At 60.7% G+C, this 23,334-nt stretch carries 23 protein-coding genes and 1 pseudogene; 4 read left to right on the top strand and 20 right to left on the bottom strand.

Translation table 11 applies throughout. The features are described 5' to 3' along the window. Positions 1-4: 4 nt before the first annotated feature. The gene (guaB, locus tag UL81_RS02120) at positions 5-1,525 is read right to left on the bottom strand and encodes an IMP dehydrogenase (RefSeq protein WP_035106626.1); all 1,521 of its coding nucleotides are present in this window, start codon (positions 1,523-1,525) and stop codon (positions 5-7) included. 133 nt (positions 1,526-1,658) lie between these two features. Between guaB and UL81_RS02115 the strand changes: the two genes are divergently transcribed. After that, positions 1,659-2,030: a DUF5319 domain-containing protein gene (locus tag UL81_RS02115; RefSeq protein ID WP_035106624.1), complete on the top strand. Its 372-nt coding sequence runs from the start codon at positions 1,659-1,661 to the stop codon at positions 2,028-2,030. Between the two features lie 62 nt (positions 2,031-2,092). Here the strand turns inward: UL81_RS02115 and UL81_RS02110 are convergent, their stop codons facing one another. Next, a complete protein-coding gene (locus UL81_RS02110; RefSeq protein ID WP_046453203.1) occupies positions 2,093-2,851 on the bottom strand; it encodes a hypothetical protein in 759 nt (252 codons plus the stop codon). 28 nt (positions 2,852-2,879) lie between these two features. Then, on the bottom strand, positions 2,880-3,446 hold the full coding sequence (locus UL81_RS02105; protein ID WP_035106622.1) for a sigma-70 family RNA polymerase sigma factor: 567 nt from the start codon (positions 3,444-3,446) through the stop codon (positions 2,880-2,882). Positions 3,447-3,709: 263 nt separating this feature from the next. Here UL81_RS02105 and UL81_RS02100 point away from each other — a divergent pair, with 263 nt between their 5' ends. Then, positions 3,710-4,006 (top strand): WhiB family transcriptional regulator, encoded by a 297-nt coding sequence (locus UL81_RS02100; protein WP_035106621.1) that lies wholly within the window; start codon positions 3,710-3,712, stop codon positions 4,004-4,006. A gap of 70 nt (positions 4,007-4,076) precedes the next feature. Here UL81_RS02100 and UL81_RS02095 read toward each other — a convergent pair. From UL81_RS02095 to glmS, 11 genes and pseudogenes are all read right to left on the bottom strand, one after another. Continuing rightward, a pseudogene (locus UL81_RS02095) lies at positions 4,077-6,370 on the bottom strand (excinuclease ABC subunit UvrA). Positions 6,371-6,434: 64 nt separating this feature from the next. After that, complete coding sequence (groL, locus tag UL81_RS02090; protein WP_035106619.1) at positions 6,435-8,042, bottom strand: chaperonin GroEL; 1,608 nt, start codon at positions 8,040-8,042, stop codon at positions 6,435-6,437. Positions 8,043-8,050: 8 nt separating this feature from the next. Next, entirely contained in the window at positions 8,051-8,344 is a 294-nt protein-coding gene (gene groES, locus UL81_RS02085; protein WP_035106617.1) for a co-chaperone GroES, read from the bottom strand. A 229-nt stretch (positions 8,345-8,573) separates the two neighbouring features. Continuing rightward, positions 8,574-8,999, bottom strand: a complete 426-nt coding sequence (locus UL81_RS02080) for a hypothetical protein (RefSeq protein ID WP_035106614.1) — start codon at positions 8,997-8,999, stop codon at positions 8,574-8,576. A gap of 121 nt (positions 9,000-9,120) precedes the next feature. Further along, positions 9,121-10,173, bottom strand: a complete 1,053-nt coding sequence (tsaD, locus tag UL81_RS02075) for a tRNA (adenosine(37)-N6)-threonylcarbamoyltransferase complex transferase subunit TsaD (protein WP_046453202.1) — start codon at positions 10,171-10,173, stop codon at positions 9,121-9,123. Next, a complete protein-coding gene (gene rimI / locus UL81_RS02070; protein ID WP_046453201.1) occupies positions 10,170-10,661 on the bottom strand; it encodes a ribosomal protein S18-alanine N-acetyltransferase in 492 nt (163 codons plus the stop codon). Before rimI ends, tsaD begins: the two co-directional genes overlap by 4 nt. Continuing rightward, a complete protein-coding gene (gene tsaB / locus UL81_RS02065) occupies positions 10,658-11,326 on the bottom strand; it encodes a tRNA (adenosine(37)-N6)-threonylcarbamoyltransferase complex dimerization subunit type 1 TsaB (RefSeq protein ID WP_035106613.1) in 669 nt (222 codons plus the stop codon). Before tsaB ends, rimI begins: the two co-directional genes overlap by 4 nt. Beyond that, a complete protein-coding gene (locus tag UL81_RS02060) occupies positions 11,327-11,839 on the bottom strand; it encodes a hypothetical protein (protein ID WP_035106611.1) in 513 nt (170 codons plus the stop codon). Between the two features lie 95 nt (positions 11,840-11,934). After that, positions 11,935-12,417: a tRNA (adenosine(37)-N6)-threonylcarbamoyltransferase complex ATPase subunit type 1 TsaE gene (gene tsaE, locus UL81_RS02055; RefSeq protein ID WP_035106609.1), complete on the bottom strand. Its 483-nt coding sequence runs from the start codon at positions 12,415-12,417 to the stop codon at positions 11,935-11,937. Beyond that, complete coding sequence (alr, locus tag UL81_RS02050) at positions 12,407-13,504, bottom strand: alanine racemase (RefSeq protein WP_179944106.1); 1,098 nt, start codon at positions 13,502-13,504, stop codon at positions 12,407-12,409. The genes tsaE and alr overlap by 11 nt, the downstream gene beginning before the upstream one ends. A 74-nt stretch (positions 13,505-13,578) precedes the next feature. After that, the gene (glmS, locus tag UL81_RS02045; RefSeq protein WP_046453200.1) at positions 13,579-15,450 is read right to left on the bottom strand and encodes a glutamine--fructose-6-phosphate transaminase (isomerizing); all 1,872 of its coding nucleotides are present in this window, start codon (positions 15,448-15,450) and stop codon (positions 13,579-13,581) included. A 140-nt stretch (positions 15,451-15,590) separates the two neighbouring features. On the opposite strand from glmS, the gene UL81_RS02040 reads away from it, so the two are divergent. After that, positions 15,591-16,424 (top strand): poly(ethylene terephthalate) hydrolase family protein, encoded by an 834-nt coding sequence (locus UL81_RS02040; RefSeq protein WP_046453199.1) that lies wholly within the window; start codon positions 15,591-15,593, stop codon positions 16,422-16,424. A 14-nt stretch (positions 16,425-16,438) separates the two neighbouring features. Here UL81_RS02040 and UL81_RS02035 read toward each other — a convergent pair whose 3' ends face one another. The 4 genes from UL81_RS02035 to glmM form a co-directional block, all read right to left on the bottom strand. Next, positions 16,439-16,744: a hypothetical protein gene (locus UL81_RS02035; protein WP_035107007.1), complete on the bottom strand. Its 306-nt coding sequence runs from the start codon at positions 16,742-16,744 to the stop codon at positions 16,439-16,441. After that, positions 16,744-18,324: an SPOR domain-containing protein gene (locus UL81_RS02030; RefSeq protein WP_046453198.1), complete on the bottom strand. Its 1,581-nt coding sequence runs from the start codon at positions 18,322-18,324 to the stop codon at positions 16,744-16,746. Before UL81_RS02030 ends, UL81_RS02035 begins: the two co-directional genes overlap by 1 nt. After that, positions 18,321-18,638, bottom strand: coding sequence for a hypothetical protein (locus UL81_RS02025; RefSeq protein ID WP_035106606.1), 318 nt, complete (start codon positions 18,636-18,638; stop codon positions 18,321-18,323). The genes UL81_RS02030 and UL81_RS02025 overlap by 4 nt, the downstream gene beginning before the upstream one ends. A 130-nt stretch (positions 18,639-18,768) precedes the next feature. Beyond that, a complete protein-coding gene (gene glmM, locus UL81_RS02020; RefSeq protein WP_035106605.1) occupies positions 18,769-20,112 on the bottom strand; it encodes a phosphoglucosamine mutase in 1,344 nt (447 codons plus the stop codon). Positions 20,113-20,433: 321 nt separating this feature from the next. Here glmM and UL81_RS02015 point away from each other — a divergent pair, with 321 nt between their 5' ends. Continuing rightward, entirely contained in the window at positions 20,434-22,239 is a 1,806-nt protein-coding gene (locus UL81_RS02015; RefSeq protein ID WP_236684490.1) for a BCCT family transporter, read from the top strand. A gap of 79 nt (positions 22,240-22,318) precedes the next feature. Here the strand turns inward: UL81_RS02015 and rpsI are convergent, their stop codons facing one another. Together rpsI and rplM are read right to left on the bottom strand one after the other, a co-directional pair. Next, complete coding sequence (gene rpsI / locus UL81_RS02010) at positions 22,319-22,858, bottom strand: 30S ribosomal protein S9 (protein WP_035106603.1); 540 nt, start codon at positions 22,856-22,858, stop codon at positions 22,319-22,321. Then, positions 22,858-23,301: a 50S ribosomal protein L13 gene (gene rplM, locus UL81_RS02005; protein ID WP_035106601.1), complete on the bottom strand. Its 444-nt coding sequence runs from the start codon at positions 23,299-23,301 to the stop codon at positions 22,858-22,860. Before rplM ends, rpsI begins: the two co-directional genes overlap by 1 nt. Positions 23,302-23,334 lie beyond the last annotated feature (33 nt).

The following is a 23,334-nucleotide window of genomic DNA, read 5'->3' as shown; positions in this document are numbered from 1 at the left end:
CTCCTTAGCGGTAGTTCGGCGCCTCGAGGGTCTGCTGCAGGTGGTGCGGGTGGGATTCCTTCAGGCCAGCAGCGGTAATGCGCACGAAGCGCTTGGTCTTGAGCTCCTCCAGGTTGGCCGAGCCGGTATACCCCATCGATGCGCGCAGGCCGCCGATGATCTGGTGGGTAATGGAATCGATTTCGCCGCGGTAAGGAACCTTGCCTTCCACGCCTTCTGGGACGAGCTTGTCTTCGCTCTTGACGTCTGCCTGGAAGTAACGGTCCTTGGAGTAGGAGCGCTTCTCGCCAGACAGGCCACGGCCCTGCATAGCGCCCATGGAACCCATGCCGCGGTAGCGCTTGTACTGCTTGCCGCCGACGACGACGATGTCGCCTGGAGCTTCCTTGGTGCCGGCGAACATGGAGCCGAGCATGACGGTGTCAGCACCTGCGGCCAGGGCCTTAGCGATGTCGCCGGAGTACTGCATGCCACCATCGCCGATGATTGGCACACCAGCAGGTCCTGCGACGGCGGCGGCTTCCATAATGGCGGTGATCTGCGGAGCGCCCACACCGGCAACGACGCGGGTAGTACAGATAGAACCTGGGCCGATACCGACCTTGATGGCGTCCGCACCAGCATCGATCATGGCCTTGGCAGCCTCGCGGGTAGCCAGGTTGCCGCCGATGACATCGACCTTGTCTCCGAAGTCGCGCTTAATGCGGGAGACCATGTCGAGCACGCGGTTGTTGTGTGCGTGGGCGGAGTCGACAACCAGGGCGTCCACGTCGGCATCGACAAGCAATGCTGCACGCTCATAGGATTCTTCGCCGGTGCCGATGCCTGCGGCAACCAGCAGGCGGCCGGAGGCATCCTTGGAGGCGTTCGGGAACTGCTCAGTCTTGACGAAGTCCTTGACGGTAATCAGGCCGACCAGCTTGTTGTCGTCATCAACAATGGGGAGCTTTTCTACCTTGTTGGCTGATAGCAGCGGCAGGGCTTCTTCCTTGGTCACGCCCTCCTTGGCCACTACCAGCGGCATCGGGGTCATGATCTCGGAGACCTTGCGGTCGAAATCCGGCTCAAAGCGCATATCGCGGTTGGTGCAAATACCAACCAGGGTGCCGTTGTTGTCCACGACCGGCAGGCCAGAAATACGGAAACGAGCGCACAGGGCATCAACTTCCGCGATGGTCATATCCGGCGACGCGGTAATCGGGTCGGTGACCATACCGGATTCGGAGCGCTTCACGATTTCCACCTGCTCCGCCTGCGCCTCCGCCGACAGATTGCGGTGCAGCACGCCGATACCACCCTGGCGCGCCATGGCCACTGCCATACGTGCCTCAGTGACAGTATCCATAGCTGCCGATGCCAGCGGAATACCGAGGCGAATATTACGGGTGAACTGCGCCGAGGTATCTACTTCCGAGGGAATGATGTTCGATTCCGCAGGCAGCAACAACACATCATCAAAGGTCAAACCATTTAGTAGGACCTTCTGTGGGTCATCTCCGCCAGTTGGGATGTGATTAGCACTCATGGGTTCTCCTTCAAGGACCAAAGGGGTCGCACTTATGCTCAAATCGTAGTGCCCCAATTACCCATTTTCCTAGCCAGCCCGCGTGTGGGGTGGGAAATTGCCATGAAGGTAGAGAGGCAATAGGCTCGCAGGCGTGAACTTTTTCGCCAATATGCCCCGCGATCCTTTCGCCGACGACCCCAACGACCCTGCGTCCTTCCTCGAAGAAGAAGAGCAGGCCGTCCCGCTGACCGCGGAGGAACGTCAGGCAGTCATGCAGGACCTGGCGCTCATCCAAGAGTTCGCCCGAGTACTAGGCCCGCGCGGTTTCGACGGCATCGTGTTTTTCTGCGAAGACTGCGAGGACAACCACTTCTACGAGTGGGACATCATGGTCGCCAACATGCACGCCACGTTGAATAACCAGCTCGCCCCCGTCCACGAGCCCGGCGCTGAGCCTGACCCGATGCGTTACGTCCCGTGGGAGTATGCCGCTGGTTTCTTGGATGGTTTGAACTCCCGCTAACAACTTACGGTAGTTGTTGCATAAAAATCGCCCGGCCTCCTGGTGGAAGCCTGGGCGATGATTTAGTTTTGCGGTTCTGGTGACGGTTCCGCCGTGGGCAATTCGGTGGGTTCCTCGTCCTCTCCCCAATCCGGCAGCGGGATAAGCGGCTCGCGGGTGGTTTCGGTGACCGTGACCGTTTCGCGCTCGGTGACGTGCACGGTGGTTGTCTCCGTCTCCGGGGCCGGGGTGTCGGTGACCGTGGCAGTTTCGGTTTCTGGAACCGGTGCTGGCGCTGGACGCTCAGAGGTTGGCTCCGGGGTGCGGGTCGGCTTGTCGCTAGAACGCGAGCCGTCCATGATGCGGCGGGCCTCGGCCAGCAGGGCACGCGTGCCGTCCATATCCCCTTCGGCGGCACGGGATTCCATCTCATCCAAGGTGGAAGCCAGCTCGACGTTGGCTTTGTCGTTGCCAAACATCTGCTGGTTGAGCCCGTACAGCGGCGAGCCTGGCTTGGCGTCCATGATGACCGCACCGGAACCGGCGATAAGCAAGGTGGCAGCAGCCGCACCAATGAGGCCATGCATGATCGGGCGCGGGCGACGGCGACGCCGTCCAGTAGGCAGCGCAATGACATTGTCCGCACCTTCGATGCGCGGAGCCGGGGGCATCTGCTTTTCGACGTCATCACGCAACTCCAGCAGCGCCCCTGCCAACGGGTCTTCACCGTGGCTGGGGTCGTTGCCCTGGGAAAGCTCGGTCAAAAAAGCATCATCGTCCAGCAGAGGCTGCAAAAACTCTTGAGCATCGCCGCTGGGGCGGGAATTCTTATCCTGTGCCATGGCCTACTCCTTTCCTCGAATCCGGTCTCTATTCAGGTTGCTGCGCAGCGAGTTTCTTACGCAGTTGCGCGAGTGCGCGGTGTTGGGCAACGCGAACAGCTCCCGGGGTGGAGGCGACTACCTCTGCGGTTTCTTCAGCGGTCAAGCCGACGAAAACGCGCAGGATAACGATGTCTCGTGCCTTATCACTTAACGTATCGAGCAAAGCCCTGACTCTGTTACTTCCATCCTGTTCAAGAGCTGAATCTTCCGGATTATCGTCACGGGCGACAGTCTCCGGCATGTCTTCGGTCGGGCTGGAGTGATCTCGACCCATGGCGCGGTGCGCATCGGTGACTTTGTTGAAAGCAATGCCGTAGACGTAGGCCATGAAGGGGCGACCCGTATCGCGGTAGGAGAAAATCGACGTCGAAAGCGCGAGACAAATCTCTTGGGCGACATCTTCCGCAGTAGGTTGGCGATACCCGCCGATACGCGCACGGCAATACCGCAGCACCTGCGGATATACCAGCTTGAGGATGTCTTGGAGTGCGCGCCTATCGCCGTCGACAGCTAGCGGAACCAGGTCCGCTAGTTCCTGTTCGGCATCGCTCACTGCAGTTTTCCTTCACTACATCGGGGTAGGGGTTTATGCACAGCTATTGTTACACACCGGTGCATACAACCCTATTTTCGGCGTTAAAGAGAAAGTTCATAAATAGTTCACTTTCTGAATTTTTCCAGGTAAACGCCGGCGCACACGGGGCCAGGCACGCTAGGGCACCGAAATGTCAACAGTTAGTAACTTAAAGTTTACCGAGGCGGCGCACACTACGAACGTTGTTATCGGATACTTGTTCCACCTAAGGAGTTACGTTCGTGTCTCTGCCGCATTTGCTTCCTGGCCCCAATGCTGATTTTTGGGAATGGCAGCTACAAGGTGCTTGCCGAGGAGAAAACTCAGACGTCTTCTACCACCCCGACGGAGAACGCGGCCGCGCCCGCATCCGCCGCGAAAACCGCGCGAAGGCCATCTGCAACCAGTGCCCCGTTCTCGAGCTGTGCCGCGAGCACGCCCTCGAATCCGCGGAGCCTTATGGCGTCTGGGGCGGCATGAGCGAATCCGAGCGTGTCGCTGCACTGCGCTCGCGTCGCAAGGCACGCGTAAAAGCGTAGAAACGTACAACGTTTCTACGGGGGGGTATGAGCGTCAACGCTCCTACAAGTCCCATCGGAATCTGCTGCTTTAGTTGGCAGACGCATACTTCGCTAGGTGGTGACCCGTGACTGACTCGGGGTGGGTAGTCAGTTCTTCCGGGGTACACGCTGCCACCAGCTGGCCGCCGTCGCTGCCCGCGCCTGGGTCTAAGTCGATGATGTGATCTGCATGGGCAATGACCGCCAGGTGGTGTTCGACGCAGATGACGGTCGTGCCTCCCTCGACCAGGGAGTCGAGCAAAGCCAGCAGCTTATCGATGTCCGCCAGGTGCAGCCCCGTTGTCGGCTCATCGAGTACCAGGATGTCGGCTGAGGGTTTCTTTTCTGCCATGTGCACAGCCAGCTTGAGGCGTTGACGCTCGCCACCAGACAGCGTGTTGAGTGCTTGGCCAAGTGGGAGATAGCCGAGTCCGACGGAGACGAGGATGTCGCAGATGCGCTTAGCGGGATTAATGCGGTTCTCGCGGCAGAAGGTGCCTGCCTGTTCGGCAGGCAGGTCCAACAGGTCGGCGATGTTGAGGTCACCGAGGGTGTAGGTGAGGACCTCCGCGGAAAAGCGGCGGCCTTCGCAGACCTCGCAGGTGACATCGACGCCAGACAGGGCGCCGAGGTCGACGTGGACGGATCCTGCGCCGTTGCAGTTGGGGCAGGCTCCTTCGGAGTTGGCCGAAAAGAGTGCGGGTTTGACGTCGTTGGCTTTGGCGAAGGCTTTGCGGATGGAGTCGAAGGCGCCGGTGTAGGTTGCGGGGTTGGATCGCCTCGAGCCGCGGATAGTGGATTGGTCGACGATGAGGACGCGATCGGCAATATCGTCGGGCAGGCAGGATAGCAGGGAGGATTTGCCGGAACCAGCCACGCCGGTAATGGCGCTAAGGACGCCTGAGGGGACGTCGACGTCGATGCCGCGGAGGTTGTTGGCGCGGGCATCACGAATCGGAAGTGTGCCGGTGGCGCTGCGCGAGGTCGTGTTCAGCGCGACGCGGTCGTGGAGGTGACGCGAGGTCAGCGTATCGGCGTCGGCGAAGTCGGAGGCGGGTCCGGCGAAGACGACCTCGCCGCCATGCGGGCCGGCGCCGGGTCCGATGTCGACGATGTAATCGGCAATCGCGATGGTCTGCGGTTTGTGTTCCACGACGAGTACGGTGTTGCCCTTGTCGCGCAGGCGCAGCAACAGGTCGTTCATCTTGTCGATGTCGTGTGGATGCAGGCCGGAGGTGGGCTCGTCGAAGACGTAGGTGACATCGGAAAGCGCGGAACCAAGGTGGCGGATCATGCGGGTGCGCTGGGCCTCACCGCCCGAAAGCGTGCCCGCGGGTCGGTTGAGGCTCAAATAGCCCAAGCCGACTTCGATGGCGTTGTTCACGGAGGCGGCGAGGTGGGCGGCTGCGGGATGGTTGATGCCGGATAGCCAGGTGGCGACATCGACAAGTTCCATATCGCACACGTCTGCAATAGAGGCACCGTTGAGGTAGGACTCGCGGGCGTGCTGGGCTAAGCGGGTGCCGCCGCAGTCGGGGCAGTCGATGAAGACGACAGCGCGTCCGACGAAGGCCTGCATGTGCTTTTGCAGACTCTCGATGGGGCGCGACAACACGTTGTTGCGCAGGCGCGCCACGAGCGCCCCTGGTAGGAAGCGTTAATACCGTTGACTTTGACCTTGACGTCATCGAGGTAGAGCAGGTCGTGGAGTTGGTCATCGGTGAAATCTTGGATGGGCACGTCCGCCGGGTACAGCCCGGATTCGGCGTAGGCTTTCCACATCCAGGAGTCGACTTTCATGCCGGGGTAGATGATGGCGCCATCGTTAAGCGAAAGCGAGTAGTCGAGCAGCTGGTGGGTATCAATATCGGAGACCTGGCCGGTGCCTTCACAGCGCGGGCACATACCGCCGGTGCGGCTAAAGCGGCGGACTTCCTTGGTGCCGTTGACCTCGATGGCACCTTGGCCCGAGGCGGAAGGCACGTTGAAGGAATAGGCCGCGGGACCGCCAGCAGAAGGCTCAGCCAAGCGGGAGAAGAGAATGCGCAACCCGCCGGTGATATCTGCGGCGGTGCCGAAGGTGGAACGGCTATTGGGCGCCAAAGGTTCTTGACCGACCACAATGGCAGCAGTCAGCCCGGAAAGCTGTTCAACATCCGGGCGCGGTGGGGATTGCATGAAACCCTGCACGAAACCGGGATAAGTCTCATTGACCAGCGAGGACTTGCCTGAACCAGACACGCCGGTAAAGACGGTGAGCTGGCGTTTGGGAATATCGACGGAAATACCGCGCAGGTTGTTCTCGTGCGCGCCGCGCACCTGGATGAACTCAGCAGTTGTCATCCATCTGATACTACTAATCCCTCCGCCACCAAGTTGGTGACGAAGGGATGTCGTAGCGGAAAAATTAGTGCTGGTGGCCAGCCGGCTCTTCGGTCTCGGCAGGCTTTTCCACCACGGAGGCTTCCGTGGTCAGCACCATGCGAGCCACAGAGGTGGCATTAACCACTGCGGAGTGGGTGACCTTCACCGGGTCAATGATGCCGTTGTCCAGCAGGTTGCCGTATTCCAAGGTGGAGGCGTTGAAGCCCTCACCGTTAGGCAGGTCAGCGATACGGGAGACGACAACGGAGCCATCCAGGCCAGCGTTGTGCGCAATCCAGTAGGCCGGGCGGGTCAGTGCGCGGGCCACAGACAGCACGCCGGTCTGGGCCTCGCCCGTAAACGACTCCGCGTACTTTTCCAGCTCGCGAGAAATCTGGACCAGCACGGAACCACCGCCAGCGATGACGCCTTCTTCGACCGCAGCGCGTGCGGCGTTGATGGCATCTTCGACGCGCAGCTTGCGCTCGTTGACCTCGGTCTCGGTAGCAGCGCCAACGCGGATAACCGCCACGCCACCAGAGAGCTTCGCCAGGCGCTCTTCGAGCTTTTCCTTATCCCAGGTGGAATCGGTGCGCTCGATTTCGCGGCGCAGCTGCTCGCGACGCTCCTCGACGGCCTCAGCAGTACCGGCACCATCAACGATGACGGTATCTTCCTTGGTCACAGTCACGCGACGTGCCGAACCCAGAACCTCCAGGCCGACCTCGTTGAGGTTGACGCCGACCTCCGGGTCCACGACGGCGGCACCGGTGACAACCGCCAGGTCATCCATAAAGCCCTTGCGGCGCTCACCGAAGTACGGTGCCTTGACCGCAGCAATCTTGAGCACCTTGCGGATGGAGTTGACCACGAGTGCCTGCAGCGGCTCGCCCTCGACGTCTTCAGCAATAATCAGCGTCGGACGGTTGGACTCAGCGATCTTCTCCAGCAAAGGCAGGAAGTCTGGCAGGGAGGAGATTTTGTTGCGTACCAGCAGGATGGCGGCATCGTCAAGCTCTGCGTGGTTGGTCTCTTCCTCGGTGGCAAAGTAAGGCGACAGGTAGCCCTTGTCGAAGGAAATACCCTCGGTGACATCGACAGCCGAGTCGATGGTCTGGGACTCCTCGACGGTGACCACACCGTCCTTGCCGACCTTCTCCATTGCGCCAGCGACCATCTCGCCGACCTCGGAATCGCGGGAAGACACGGTCGCCACCTGGGCAATCTCCGATGCGGAGTTCACCGGGGTCGCGCGCTTCTTCAGCTCCTCAACGACCTTTTCAGCAGCCGCTGCGATACCGCGGTTGAGCTCGACCGGGTTAGCACCGGCAGCAACGTTGCGCAGGCCTTCAAAAATCAGCGCCTGTGCCAGCAGGGTTGCAGTCGTGGTGCCGTCGCCAGCAATGTCGTTGGTCTTGACGGCTACGGACTTCACCAGCTGTGCGCCGAGGTTCTCGAAAGGCTCGTCAACATCGATATCGCGAGCAATGGTCACGCCATCGTTGGTCACGGTCGGGCCACCAAAGGCCTTCGACAGGACCACGTTGCGGCCGCGTGGGCCCAGGGTGACCTTGACGGCATCGGCAAGCGTGTCCACGCCGCGCTGGATGCCTTCGCGGGCCTCCTGATCAAATGCAATCAGCTTTGGCATAGGTTGGCCTACTTCTCGACGACTGCGAGCAGGTCACGAGCCGACAGCAGCAGGTACTCCTGTCCGTCGTACTTCAGCTCAGTACCGCCGTACTTGGAAAAGACCACGGTGTCGCCTTCGTTGACGCCCACCGGGATAACCTCGCCCTTGTCGTTGGTACGACCCGGGCCCACTGCAACGACGGTAGCTTCCTGCGGCTTTTCCTTAGCGGAATCCGGGATAACCAGGCCGGAAGCGGTAGTTGCTTCAGCCTCGATGATCTGCACGAGGACCTTGTCCTCCAGTGGCTTGATGTTTGCCATGATGTTTCCTCCGTCTAATTCATAGGGTGCATGCGTTTATCGCACGCGTGTGCCGGTTGCGGATGTCCAGCACAGCCGTCGTCGCGGGTGAACAACTGTGGGTCAAACAACCTGACTAGCACTCTACCCCCGAGACTGCTAACCCTTCAACAACGCGCCACGCACAGTCAGTACGCCCTCCGCGAACAGCGCAGTTCCACCCACAACTGCGCAATTAAAGAGGTGTTGGCTAGGCCTGCTTGTCGGAGTTGCGCACCGCGTTGTGCCAGAGTTCGTATTCTTCTGGGTAGTCCTCGCGGTAGTTGTTCAGCGCGCGAATGCCGTGCTCGACTGCGGCGATGACGGTCTCGATGTCGTCGTTACCTTCCGCGTCGACGAAAATGACCGGACCGGAAATCGCGCGAATCGGGTCCTGGAGGAAAGACGCATTGCCGGTATCAGCGGCGTTGCGGGCCAGTGAGGCCACCGGGTTCGGTTCTGCACCCTCAGCCTTGGCTTCCGGATTAAACAGTGCAGCATAAGTGCTGCCGTCTTCTTGGAAGACCACCGAGACACGGTCTTCTTTGTCCCCTCCAAGAAACTCCTGGGCGTGATCGAGTTCGAACTCAATCTGGCGGCGGGTCAGGTCAGGGTTTACGAGGAATCCAGCGGTCATGGCGCTCCTTGGACGAACCAACAATAGTCGTCCACACCATATAACCGCCCCCACTACCTCGCATCTGGAGAAAGGCGAATTCTAGGTAAACAGCGTCACGAAACTACGTGACGCTGTTTACCTAAGCGACACTGGTGACCAGAGGGGTTTCGACCTCGAGTTGGGTGTCCGTGCCGACGCTCAAGTCGGAGGGCTGGGCTCCTTCGTGGATGAGCTGGGCAGCCAGGGCGGCAATCATGACGCCGTTGTCGGTACAGAGCTTAAAACGTGGGACACGCAGTTCGACGCCGGCGGCTTCGCAACGCTGCGCGGCAAGCTCGCGCAGGCGGGCGTTCGCGGCCACACCACCGCCGAGCAGGAGGGTCTTGGCACCGGTGTCTTCGCAGGCGCGCAGGGCCTTGGCGGTAAGCACGTCGGCGACGGCTTCTTGGAAGGAGGCACAGACGTCCTCGACGGAGATGACGCGGCCTTCCTTCTCGGCACGTTCGACGTAACGAGCCACGGAGGTCTTCAGACCGGAGAACGAAAAGTCGTGGCGGTGTGGGCCGCGCAGGTCCTCCGCACGCGACATGCCGCGCGGGAAATCGATGGTGGGCTCACCGCGGGCAGCCAACTTATCGATGACCGGCCCACCCGGATAGCCAAGACCGAGCAGGCGGGAGACTTTGTCATAGGCTTCGCCGGCGGCATCGTCAAGCGTGGAACCCAACTCCCGCATCGGCTTGCCGACAGCCTGGACCTCGAGCAACTGGGTATGACCGCCGGAGACGAGCAGCGCGATGGAATGCGGCAGCTCCTCGCCCTCGAGATTCGCCACGGCAACGTGACCGCCGAGGTGATTGACGCCGTAGAAAGGAACGTCCCAGGCAGCGGCGTAAGCCTTGGCGGCGGAAGCACCAACCAGCAGCGCGCCGGCGAGACCCGGGCCCACAGTGGCAGCAACGGCATCAGGCTTGTCGATGCCCGCTTCCTTCAACGCAGCATCCATCACCTGCGGCATGGCTTCAAGGTGCGCACGCGAAGCGATCTCGGGAACGACGCCGCCGAAGCGGGCGTGCTCCTGCATGGAGGAGGCGACGGAGTCGGCGAGGATGCGGGTGGTGCCGTCATCGGAAAGCTCGACGATGCCAACGCCGGTCTCATCGCAGGAGGACTCGATACCGAGGATGATCATGAGTTGTTCCTTTCGCTGCTGCGCGGGCGGATCATGGCGTGAGCATCAGCGCCAGAAGGCTGATAGTAATTGCGACGGATGCCTTGCTTGCTAAAGCCGTAGGCCTCATACAGGGCAATGGCGGGTTCGTTGCCGACGCGGACTTCCAAATAGACCGGGGCCTTTTCTAAATCCGCGATGTGGATGATGTTGTCCATCATCATCCGGGCTACGCCACGACGTTGGGCTGCGGGGTCGACACCGATGGTATGAATTTCGTATTCCGGGTCATCAGCGGGGCCTAGCCTGCCGATGCCCGCATACCCCAGCAACGTACCAGCCTCGGCAACCTCGCCTTTATCATCTTCCACGCCCAAGTAGAAGTTAAAACGACCGGCCATTTCTTGGCAGAAGATTTTCTCCGACCACGGGGTTTCGCCGGGAAAGAGTACTTCTTCTAATTCGGCGCAGCGGGCAGCGTCGTCGAAGGTGAGCTCGCGTAGCTTCACAGCTCCACCTTCGGAATCGCCGGCGACTGCGGGCGGGCCTTTGGCTCCTTTGCGTCCGGGCGGCGCAGGTACAACGGCACGAGTGGTTCCGGGGTGGAATCCAAATCAGCGACGGCGACGAGCCCTGCTGGGCGCGGGTTCGCGGCCTGACGAGGAAGGTCGGCTAATTCGACAGGCAGTCGCGCTGCCAAGGCATCTGGAATGATGATGCGGTTGACCTCAGCGGATAGTTGCTCTGGGGCGATGACCTCAGGGCCGAAGGTGCGCTCCGCACCGTCGTAGACCGCAAAGTAGACCTCCTTGCGGCGGGCATCGCTGGTCACCAGTAGCTTTTCGCTGGGGAATTCTGCGGCAATAGCATGCGCAATCGCATCGTGTGAGCACACCCCGTGTACCGGGATGCCGAGTGCCTGGCCTAAGGCCTGCGCCGATGCCATGCCGACGCGCAAGCCGGTAAAAGGTCCCGGGCCACAGCCTACGACGATGGCGTCGAGGTTGTTGAAGTTTAAGGAGGCATCGGAAAGCAGTGCTTGCACCGTCGGCACAAGCTGTTCGTTGTGGGCGCGGGTATCAGCGATGATGCGCTCAGTGACCGCGCCGGTGTTGGTATCGACGATGCCGGTGACCAGGTCAGTGGTCGCGGTGTCGATGGCCAGCACGCGCATTTAGCCCACCAGCTTCCAGGTGTTGTGCTCACCGCGCTGGAAGGTCAGCGGCTGGTTACCCTGCAGCATCGGCACACCAGTGGTGTCCTGGCCCTGCTGCTCCATGAACTGCATCTGCAGGCCAATCATCTCGCAGACCTCAACCTCGTTCGGGTTCAGCTCCTCAACGTAGAGAGAACCAGTGGTCGGGCCAAACGCAATGGCATAAGAGTCACCTTCCGGAACCGCACCATTTTCCAAGGAGAACTCCTCCGGGTTCAGGGCGCTCGCGCTGAGATCCTCTTCGGTGGTGCCCGAGCAGACAAAGCCGATGGCCTGGTAATCAGGGCCGTAGACATCCATCGGGACCAGAATCATGTTGTCCAGATTGCCCGGCGCCGACTCCAGCGTATTGCTGAGGTTGCCCTCGAGGTTGTTGTCCTCGCGCATCATCGACGAGGCGACCAGCACCATCATCACCACCGCAAACGCAGCAATGACAAGAGCAACAAAATTACGCGCGGCCTTAGTCATGGTTCTCCTTATAGACAATTGCTCACAGGGATCTAACTTTCCCGATGCTACCCGCGTGTTGGGGGAACCCCCAACACGCGCAAAGAGAAGGAACGCTAGCCGACCCAGTTCCAGGTGATAACGCGCGCGTCCTCGGAGCTGGCGTCTTCGGCTTCGCGGTCGATTGTCACCGCAAGATAGGTATCGGAGAGTTCTTCGGCTAGGCCTCTTCCCCACTCAGCGACGACGACGGCCTTGTCGAGGTCGGTATCGAGATCGAGGGCGTCGAGTTCGCCGAGTGGGTCGCCGCTGCCGGATTCGTCGATGAGCCGGTAGGCATCCACATGCACCAGGGCGGGGCCGCCGCAGAGGGAGCGGTGTTCGCGGGCGATGACGAAGGTCGGCGAGGTTACTCGGCCTTTGACCTGCATGCCGCGGGCCAGGCCCTGGGTGAAGGTGGTCTTGCCGGCGCCCAAGGGTCCGTCGAGGATGACGACATCGCCAGGCTCGAGCGCAGCACCTAGCTGGGCGGCAAAGTCATGGGTGTCTGTGACGGTGGGCAGTTCGATGCGTCCGGAGCGGGCGAAACTATCCTGCAAGGTCGACGCCTCCTTCGTAGACGCAGCGGCTGCGACCGCCGGGCAGGCAGAGTACCTCGTAGTCGATGGTGCCAAGTGCATCGGCAAGTTCGGTAGCGCTCATTCCGCCTTCGCCGAATAGGATGGCTTCGTCGCCGGCGACGACGTTGTAGGGGTTCTCGCCCAGGTCAACCAGAATTTGGTCCATGCAGACGCGACCAACTTGCGGGTAAAGCTTGCCGCCGATACCGACCTGGAGTTTGTCCTGGGCACTGCGGGGGACACCGTCGGCGTAACCGGCGGCAATGACGGCGAGTTGGCCGTCGTGTTCTGCTTCCCAGGTCAAGCCGTAGCTGGCAGCTTCGCCGGCCTGGATGGGCTTGACGTTGCTAACCGTCGAAGCCCAGGTCATGGCCGGGCGCAGGTCCGCACCACTATTGACCGGGTCCAAGCCGTAGCAGGCAATGCCAACGCGGACCTGTTCAAAGTGGGAGGAAGGACGCGCCAAAGCACCCGGGGAATTGGCCAGATGGTTAATCGGGCAGTCCAGGCCACACTCGCGGGCGGTGTCGATGGCGCGGCGGAAGGTGCGCTCTTGGGCATCGTTAAGCGGATGCTCCGGCTCATCGGCGCAGGCAAAGTGCGACATTAAACCAAGCACGGTGATGTGTGGGGCATCGGCAAGCAAGTGGAAAGTCTCGCGCCACTGCTCTTCATCGACGCCGGAGCGGTGCATGCCAGTTTCGACCTTGACGTAGACGCGGACCGGGGACTCGGCGGCGACGAGGGCCTGGGCGTGCTCGAGGGAAGGAATGCCGATGTCGATGTTGGACGCCAACGCGTCAGTGAGATCCTGGTTGGGATCCCACATCCAGCCCAGAATGGGCAGGTCGATGCCGCTGCGTCGTAAAGCAACGGCTTCTTCTACGGTGGCCACGCCGAGGGCATCTGCCCCAGCTTTAGCCATGATCGGCGCAACTTTCAGCGCCCCGTGGCCATAAGCATCAGCTTTGACCACGCACATCAGGTTGACCTGCGGACCCACCATGTCCTTGAGGACTTTCACGTTGTGGGAAATCGCATCCAGGTCAATTCTTGTTCGCAACATGGGCACTATTGTGCCACTGGCGTCAACAAGTAAAGCCCTCGCCTCCTCAAAATGAGGCGACGAGGGCGAAAAATTTATTCGACCGTAACCGACTTGGCCAGGTTACGTGGCTGGTCGACGTCGTAACCCTTGGACTCGGCGACGTGGCAGGCGAAAATCTGCAGCGGAACCGTCGCGAGCAGCGGCTGCATCAGCGTCGGCGACTGCGGAACGCGAATGACGTGGTTGGCGTAATCCTCCACGGCGTCGTCGCCTTCCTCGGCAATGACGATGGTGATCGCACCGCGGGCGCGAATCTCCTGGATATTGGACACGACCTTGGAGTGCAGCACGTCGCGACCGCGCGGGGACGGCACGATAACGAAGACCGGCTGGCCTTCCTCAATCAGTGCAATCGGGCCGTGCTTGAGCTCACCTGCGGCAAAGCCCTCGGCGTGCAGGTAGGCGATTTCCTTCAGCTTCAGCGCGCCCTCGAGTGCGACCGGGAAGCCAACGTGGCGGCCCAGGAAGAGCACGGACTCGGCGTCCTGCATGTTCTTCGCCAGGGTGGCGACCTGGTCGGTGTTGTCGATGACCTGCTGAATCTTATCTGGCATGTTGCGCAGCTCAGCCAGGATGGCCTCGACCTCATCGGCGAACTTGTTGCCGCGCAGCTGTGCCAGGTACAGGCCCAGCAGGTAGGTCGCAGTGATCTGCGCCAGGAATGCCTTGGTGGAGGCCACAGCGATTTCCGGACCGGCGTGGGTGTAGAGCGCCGCATCGGATTCACGCGGAATGGACGAGCCCTGGGTGTTGCAAATAGCAATGACCTTCGCGCCCTGCTGGCGGGCGTGGCGCACGGCCATGAGCGTATCCATGGTCTCGCCGGACTGGGACAGTGCGACGACCAAGGTCTTTTCATTCACGATCGGGTCGCGGTAACGGAACTCGTGGGCGAGCTCGACCTCGGTCGGGATACGGCACCAGTGCTCGATGGCATAGCGCGCCACGTGACCGGCATAAGCCGCAGTACCGCAAGCGATGACGATGATCTTGTCAATCGACTTCAGCAGCGATTCTTCAATGCGCAGCTCATCGAGAGTCAGCTTGCCCTGCTCGTCGAAACGACCCATCAGGGTATCGCGCACAGCGGCTGGCTGGTCGTTGATTTCTTTTTCCATAAAGGAGTTGTAGCCGCCCTTTTCAGCAGCAGCTGCATCCCACTTGATCTCAAATGGCTTGCCCTCGGCCGGGTTGCCCTCGTAGTCGGTGATGGATACCTCATCAGCGGTGATGGTCACGACCTGGTCGTTTTCCATCTCCACGGCGGACTTGGTGTAGTCGATGAAGCCCGACACGTCCGAGCCGAGGAAGTTCTCGCCCTCGCCCAGGCCAATGACCAGTGGCGAGTCGCGGCGTGCAGCCACGATGCGGTCTGCCTGCTCGGCATGGATGGCCAGCAGGGTAAACGCACCTTCGAAACGCTGCGCGGTCAACTGCATCGCGCGGGTGAGGTCACCTTCTGCTTCGTTGTGGAAAACGTCGCCCAGCAGGGTCGCTGCAACCTCAGTATCGGTTTCAGAGATGAAGTTGTAGCCCTTGGACACCAGTTCCGATTTCAGCTCAGCGAAGTTTTCAATAATGCCGTTGTGCACCACGGCCAGCTTGCCGCTATCCACCACGTGCGGGTGAGCGTTCAGGTCGGTGGGTCCACCGTGGGTTGCCCAGCGGGTATGGCCGATACCCAGCACCGAATCCGGCAGGGGGCGCGCAGCGATTTCTGCATCCAGCGCAGAGACCTTACCTGCCTTTTTGCGCCATTCAATCTTGTCGTCGGCATACATAGCCACGCCAGCAGAATCATAGCCGCGGTACTCGAGGCGACGAAGGCCCTCTAAAACAACATCCAGAGCGTAGTAGTCACGGCCGCTTCCAGGCTGACCTACATATCCAACAATTCCACACATAGCGCATTAGTTTAACAGGCACGACGCCCTCTACATGTCCTGGCGGCTAGTGAGGTGGTCAAGCTCGCATTGCTTGCCGATGCCGACTTGCTCACCCCGTCTTCCCCGGAGCGCGGTTACTTTCAGATATTCTGGTAGTCGTGTCTGCGAATTTGAATAAGCATTTAGGAACGTTGTCCAAGCGCGGCCCGCACCGCGTACTTGTCGGTGACCTGGATTATGCCGGTGTTCATGGCAAGGTTTATACCCCTGCGGAGGGCGAAGGCCTACCCGCAGTGGCCTTTGGCCATGACTGGATTAAGAAGGTCAAGGATTACCACGCCACCCTGCGCCACCTGGCTAGCTGGGGCATTGTCGTGGTGGCTCCGGATACCGAAACCGGTTTCTTCCCGAACCACCGCAACTTAGCTGCCGATATGGAATCTGCCCTGCAGATCGCCGCGGGCGTCAAGCTCGGCGCGGGCAACATCACTGTCTCGGCTAAGCGCCTGGGCATGGTGGGCCACGGCATGGGCGGCGGCGCTGCCGTGCTGGCTTCCGTGGATAACTCCAAGGTCCGCGCAGTTGCCGCGCTTTACCCCGCCTCCACCGCACCGTCGGCGACGAAGGCTGCCCGCCACTTAGACGTTCCCGGCCTGGTCATTGGCTCTTCCCGCACCGATATCTTCGGCGCTGGCAACCCTGCCAAGCTGGCTTATAACTGGAAGGGCAAGGTCGCCTACCGCGAAGTCGACAAGGGCACCCAGCAGGGCTTTACCGAAGACACCTTGAAGAAGCTCGCCATTGGTGTCGGCGCTTTCCAGGGCGGCCCGACTGAAACCGCCCGCGGCCTGCTGACCGGCTTCCTGCTGCACCAGCTGACTAGCGAAAACAAGTACGACGACTTCTCCGCACCTGATGCTGAAGGCAAGAAGTTCGAAAGCTTAACCGGCGAAGACCTCGCCGAAGCCGCCGGCGTTACCCGCGACGACTAGTCACTTACTTCAACTTATTTTCGTCGCAGCACCGACTGCACCTGCCTCGACCCGCTTCTGCGGGCCGGGGCAGTATTCATATCCGCACCATTAATCCGCCGGCGATCCGTAGCACTCTCCCGCGACGCTGCATGCGGTGCCATGCCTGACGATGCCTGCCTCCCCGGCACCGCACCTTCCCGGCGCGCTTGTTCCGTTGCCTTTTCCGCGGACTTTTCTAGCTCGTCTTGGGCTTTAGCTAGTGCTTTTTCAAATTGCAGCAGCCGCTGCGCAGTACGCTCACGAAACCCGCGTGCGAAATCTTCAAATTCTGCAGCCACTACCACTGCCCTGCCTTCCGAGCTCGATTCTTATCCTCTTCCTGGTTTTCTTCTGGCGCCGGTTCAGCCGGCGGTTCTGGCGCTGGCGGCGGTGGTGCTGGTGCCTCAGCCGGTGCTACCGGAGCAGGCTCAGGCGCAGGAGCCTGCGCCTGCACCGCCTCCATCTTCTTCGGTGGCGGATCAGGTTCAGGCACCTTATCTAAGTCCACCGGCGGCCCCGGCTTCACCGGTTCCTCTGGCTCCGGAGCAGGTTCTGGTTCCGTCTTCGGTTCCGGCTTAGGCTCTGGCTCATCAGCTGGTTCTTCCGGTGGGCATGGCTCTGGCGGAATTGCGCCTTCCAGGCACTCCAGTGCTGCTACCGCAAGCGCACCCAAACCAATAAGTGCTACACCAGCACCCACAGCACCTAAGCAACCGCAACAAGACACCTCCGGCTCACACTCAGCCGGTGGCACCGGTTCCGGACACGGCTCCTCAGAAACCGGCTCGGGCTCTGGTTCTGGCCTCTCTGGTGGGCAAGGCTCTTCCACGACAGGAGGCACCGCTGGAGGTGGAGTCTGTTCCTCCGGTGGACAGGGGTCCGGCGCGTCCGCCGGAACAGTCGGAGGTGGCGTCGGTTTTGGTTTCTCCGGCGGGCAGGGGTCCGGCGTATCCGCCGGAACCGTAGGAGCTGGAGCCGGTACCGTGGGCGGAACCGTTGGAGGAGGTGAAACTGGTGGTGGCGTCGGCTTCGCTGGTGGAGCCGGGGTTGTCGGCGGAACCTCGGGTTTCGCCGGCGGGGGTGTTGGCTTTACTGGCTCAGGTGGGCAGTCGGCGGGTTGGGTTGGTGGTTCTGGCTTCTTACCGGTGGGAGCAGGTGGTTCTTCCTGGCAGTCGACGGGTTTGGGTGGTTCGGGGCAGGCTGCGGGTTTAGTGGGTGCGGGGCACTCGCCGTCGGCAGGTTCGGGTGCTTCAGGTGGAAGTTCGCGGTTGCAGACTTCCTCGCAGCGGCGCTCGAATTCGGCGTAGCAGGCGTCGAGAGCTTCGTCGCGCTCATGGCAGGTGTTCATGATGTGACTGTTGGCCTCATCGATGAGGCGGCCGCCGATCATGGAGATGATCGGTTTGATGAACATGCCCAGTGGGTGGCGCGATAGCACCATAGTCAGCACGCTAAGCAGCGGGGTGATTGCGTTGATGATTTCGCCGAGGGCGGATTCGGATACACCGACGACGTCGTCGATAGCGCAGGCGCATTCCTCGGCAGATTGGCTGAGGTGGTCCGCGTCGCGGCGATTTTGTTCGTGGTCTTCTTGGACGCGTGACAAGCGCTCTTCTAAGGCGCCATTGCCCACGAGCATGCTGGTGCCGGCAAGGACATCGCTAAGCCCGGGCCCGCCGCGGGAGGGACGACGTCGGCCCACGGCATTGTTGGTGTGATTGACCAGGTCGGCGGAGTTGATGCCGTCGGCGGCACCGATGAGCTGACCCAGGGTGTTCATGGGCATACTGGGGCCGGGATAGTGTCCGCCGCTGGAAAGCTGGAATTGGGCGACTGCCCGGGAGTAATCGTTGAACAGGCTGGAGGTTACCGGGCTCATTGGACCCCGCCTTCCTGCCACCGGGAAGAAAGGTTGCGGGAGTGGGCCGAATCGACGTCGTCAAGCGTGGTGACCTGCGCTAAGGCAGACTGGGCGGTGGATTGTAGGTTGCCGATGCGCCAGGCACCGCGCTCGTGCAGCTGCGCCAGCATGGACTGGATGCGTTGGCCGTGACCAGCGAAATCCCGGCCCGCCGAGGACACCGGGAAGGCAGGCAGCTGTGCGTTGTGTGCCTGTTGTTGCTCGCCCGCACCATCGATGGCGTTGCATAACAGCCGACGCGCGGCGGCTATATCGACAAATATTTCGGACACGTCGAATCCCCCTTTGAAGGAAAGAACCAAAAGTTGCTCACCCATATTGGACTGAGCAAATCACCAATCGGTTCCCGGAAACGTGAAAATTTTTCCGGACCTGCAAAGAGGGATTGACTAAAAAGTGAGTTTATACTGCGGCAACGATGGCAGCGAGCTTGCCTGCTACCTTGCGGGCTTGTTCCTCGCTGGCAGCTTCGACCATGACGCGGAAGAGCTCCTCGGTACCCGATGGGCGCAGCAGGACGCGGCCGGTATCGCCCAGCTCTGCTTCCGCTTCCTGAATTCCATTCTTGACCTCGTCGGAGTCCATGATGATGGACTTGTCGGAGACCGGCACGTTGATAAGTACCTGCGGCAGGACGGTCATGACGGAAGCCAGTTCCTTCAGGGACTTGCCGCTCTTGGCCATGCGTGCCATCAACGACAGGCCGGTGAGGGTGCCGTCGCCGGTGGTGCAGTCATCGGGAAGCACGATGTGCCCGGACTGCTCACCGCCGAGGGAGAAGTCGCCGCGGTTGAGCTCTTCGAGGACGTAACGGTCGCCCACGCCAGTGACGCGGACGTCGATGCCTTGTTCATCCATCGCGAGCTTCAGGCCCAGGTTGGACATGACGGTGGCCACCAGGGTGTTGAAGCGCAGGTCGGATTCTTCCTTCATCGCGACTGCGAGAATCGCCATGATTTGGTCGCCGTCGACGACGTTGCCTTCGGCATCGACAGCCAGGCAGCGATCGGCGTCGCCATCGTGGGCAAGGCCTAAGTCCGCGCCGTGCTCAACGACAGCTTCCTGCGTCTTTTCGATGTGGGTGGAACCGCAGTCTTCGTTGATGTTGAAGGCATTGGGCTTGTGGTGGATGGCGATGACCTCAGCGCCTGCTGCTTCGTAGGCGCCGGGAGCAACTTTTGACGCTGCACCGTTCGCGGCATCCACCACGACCTTAATTCCGGAAAGATCCGCAGTCACGGCCTCAGCGAGGTGCTTGAGGTAGCGCTCGCGGCCATCGGGAGCTTCAGAGATAATGCGGCCGAGCTTGGTGCCGGTCGGACCATCCTCGGTGAGTTCTTCCATGGCGGCCTGGATTTCGTCTTCCACGGTATCGGGCAGCTTGCGGCCGCCAGCGGAGAAGAACTTGATGCCATTGTCTGGCATCGGGTTGTGGGAGGCCGAAATCATCACGCCTAAGTCGGCGCCGTAGTCGTCGGTAAGAAATGCAATCGCCGGGGTCGGCAGCACGCCCACTCGCAGCACATCGACGCCGCGGGAGGAGAGGCCAGAGGCAATCGCAGCGTCCAACATCTCACCGGAAACGCGCGGGTCACGGCCGATAATCGCGAGGGGCCGACGCTCATAAGACTCACGCTGGGAGGTCAGCACCTGCGCGGCCGCTTGGCCCAAGCGCAGGGCGAGGATAGGAGTGAGTTTCTTGTTCGCGAGACCGCGAACGCCGTCAGTTCCAAATAGTCGGGTCATGGAAACATTATGCACTCTAGCCCCACTAGTGCGCACGTTTCTCAGCGGAAGTTGTCTGCCCCCCAAATACCAATAGGGCTATAGGTTTCCGGTAGGGTTAAAGGGTCCATTTGCTGAATTAACAATTCATCTCGTATCACAACCTAGTGAGGAAAACGACCGTGACCACTGATCACGCGCCTGATCCTGATCCGAGAAAGAGATCCCCGAAGCGCTCTTTCTCCAAAACTATTTCCCGGGCTCGCAATATTCACCCGGCTTTGATTCCCGGTATCACCGTGGAGGACACCAAGGCTAAATTCCCTACAAAACAAGGGTGTTTTGGTCGTTGCCCTCATCGTCACGCTGGCAGTGCTGGCCTGGGCCATTATTGCCCCAGACAACCTGGCGGAAACCGGTACCAACTTACAGTCCTGGGTGGTGGTCAACTTCGGTTGGCTGTTTACCTCCATCATGTTGGCCTGCCTGATCTTCTTGTTGGCAATTGCGATTTTGCCCACCGGCAAGATTCGCCTCGGCGCTGATGATTCCGCCCCAGATTTCTCCCGAGCATCCTGGATTTCCATGCTCTTTGCTGCGGGTCTGGGTATCGCGCTGGTTTTCTACGGCCCCATGGAGCCACTCACCCACTTCCTGACTCCACCGCCCTATGAAACCGTCGAGGCTGCAACACAGGACGCCGTCGTTCCAGCCATCGTGCAGGGCATGCTCCACCAGGCAACCCTGCCGTGGACCGTCTACGCCTTAGTGGGTGGCTCACTTGCCTATGCTGCTTATCGACGCGGCCGCCTCCCGCTCATCTCTTCCCTGTTTGAACCAGTGGTTACCAATGCCAATAACCGCATCGCTGGCAAGATCATCGATGTCTTCGCCGTGCTGGTGACCTTGTTTGGTACCGCGACCTCTCTGGGTATTGGTGCGCTGCAGATTCGTACCGGCACCTCGATCGTCACCGGCCGTCCGCTGGAGGGCAACGGCATCATCGTGGTCATCATCTCCGTGCTGACCGTGCTGTTCATCATCTCGGCGATGACGGGTATTCAAAAAGGCATCCGCATGATGTCGAACCTGAACCTCGGCCTGGTCATTGGCCTGGCAGGTTTCGTGCTGATTACCGGTCCGACGCTCTACCTGCTGGACCTGGTTCCAGCTTCCATCATGCAGTTCTTCGATCGCTTCATTGACATGATGTCGATTGCACCTTCCCAGGGCCCAGTTGAGGAAGAATTCGCCCTGGCCTGGACCATTTTGTTCTGGGCATGGTGGATTTCTTGGTCGCCGTTCGTCGGCATGTTCATCGCGAAGATTTCTCGCGGTCGCACCATCCGCGAGTACGTCGCCGTGATTCTGCTGGTTCCAACCTCGCTGACCACCGTGTGGTTCGTCATCTTTGGTGGCACCGCCGCTAAGTCTGAGCTGGATGGCAACCCCATTCCGATTGAGGGCTCTGGTGAAAACGTCATGTTCGACTTGCTGGGCTACCTGCCGCTGTCGGGCTTTACCAACATCGTGGTGCTCATCACGATTGTCATCTTCTTCAACACTGCCGCTGACTCCGCGACCAACGTGATGGGCTCGATGTCTCAGTCTGGTCGTCCGGTTCCGTCCACCCCGATGGTCATTATTTGGGGTTCTGCACTGGGCGCTATCTCGCTCTTCCTGCTGCTGGCTGGTGGCGAAGACACCTTGAGCGGCCTGCAGTCCATCATGGTTTCGGCTTCCCTGCCATTTACCATCATCCTGATCGGCATCATGTACTGCTGGGCCAAGGACCTCGCCCGCGACCCGGTCATCCTGCGCCAGAACTTTGCGACGGCCGCTATCGACCAAGGCGTGCGCCGCGGCCTGGACGAGCACAACGGCAACTTCATCTTCGGTGCCGACCCGGTGCCGCAATCCCAGGGTGCCGGTGCCGAGTTCGAAAAGGACGATCCGAACTTGTCCGAGTGGTACACCGAAGTTGCCTCTGAGGAATATCTCAGCGAGCAAGCCAAGGAACGCGACAAGCAAGAAAAGGAACGCGAGACTTTTAAAGAAAGCCTCGATGCCGACGGTCACGCGCAACCTGTCTCCGAGGCTGATGAGTCTGCACCACCAGAGCAGACCGACACCCCTGAGAAGAACTAGCTGTCACCACAGGGCATAGCAAAAGCCGCTGTCCTCCGGAAGGAGGTACAGCGGCTTTGATGCTTGATAAAGCGAAAGATTAACGCTTGGAGTACTGCGGGGCACGACGTGCCTTGTGCAGACCAGCCTTCTTACGCTCGACGGCACGGGCGTCACGGGTGAGCAGTCCAGCCTTCTTCAGGGCGGAGCGGTCAGCCGGGTTGTAGACGTTCAGTGCACGTGCGATAGCCAGACGCAGGGCGCCTGCCTGACCGGTCGGGCCACCACCGTTAACGGTGACCTTCAGGTCGAACTGGTTCTCGCGCTCCAGCAGGGTCAGCGGAGTGAGGATGTCCTGCTGGTGCAGCTTGTTCGGGAAGTACTCAGCCAGGGTGCGGCCGTTGACGATGATGTCGCCGGAGCCTGCAACCATGCGGACGCGAGCGACTGCGCGCTTACGACGACCGATGGTCTGGATCGGACCCTCGTGGACCGGTGCCTGAGCCTCTGCCTCAACCTCAGCGTCTGCGGACGGTGCCACGGAGTCGCCGATGGTGTTGGTGAATTCCTCGGTAGCGGCGGTTGCTGCAGCGATGTCGGCAGCGTCGGCTACGTTGTTGTCGATGTTCTGCTCGCTCATTACTGTGCCACCTGCTTAAACTCGAAGGTTTCCGGCTTCTGGCCGGCGTAAGGGTGCTCCTCGCCTGCGAAGACATGCAGCTTCTTAGCGGAGGAACGGGACAGCTTGTTGTGCGGCATCATGCCGGTGACTGCCTCTTCAACAACGCGGACCGGGTTGGCGTCCAGGGACTGACCCAGGGTCATGGACTTCAGGCCGCCCGGGTAACCGGAGTGGCGGTAGCGCATCTCGCGCTCACGCTTGTTGGAAGAAATGTGGATCTTGTCAGCGTTGATGATGATGACGTGGTCACCGCAATCAACGTTCGGTGCATACTGTGGCTTGTGCTTGCCGCGCAGCAGGTCTGCCACGGTGGAAGCAAGCTTGCCCAGCACCACGTCGGTAGCGTCGATGACGTACCACTTGCGGGTGATGTCACCGCTCTTTGGGTGGAAAGTAGACAAAATGACTCCTTGAAAGTCTGTCTCGGGACTGCC

This window comes from Corynebacterium camporealensis, assembly GCF_000980815.1.
Taxonomy (GTDB): Bacteria; Actinomycetota; Actinomycetes; order Mycobacteriales; family Mycobacteriaceae; genus Corynebacterium; species Corynebacterium camporealense.
This window is presented reverse-complemented; position numbering and strand designations above follow the sequence as displayed.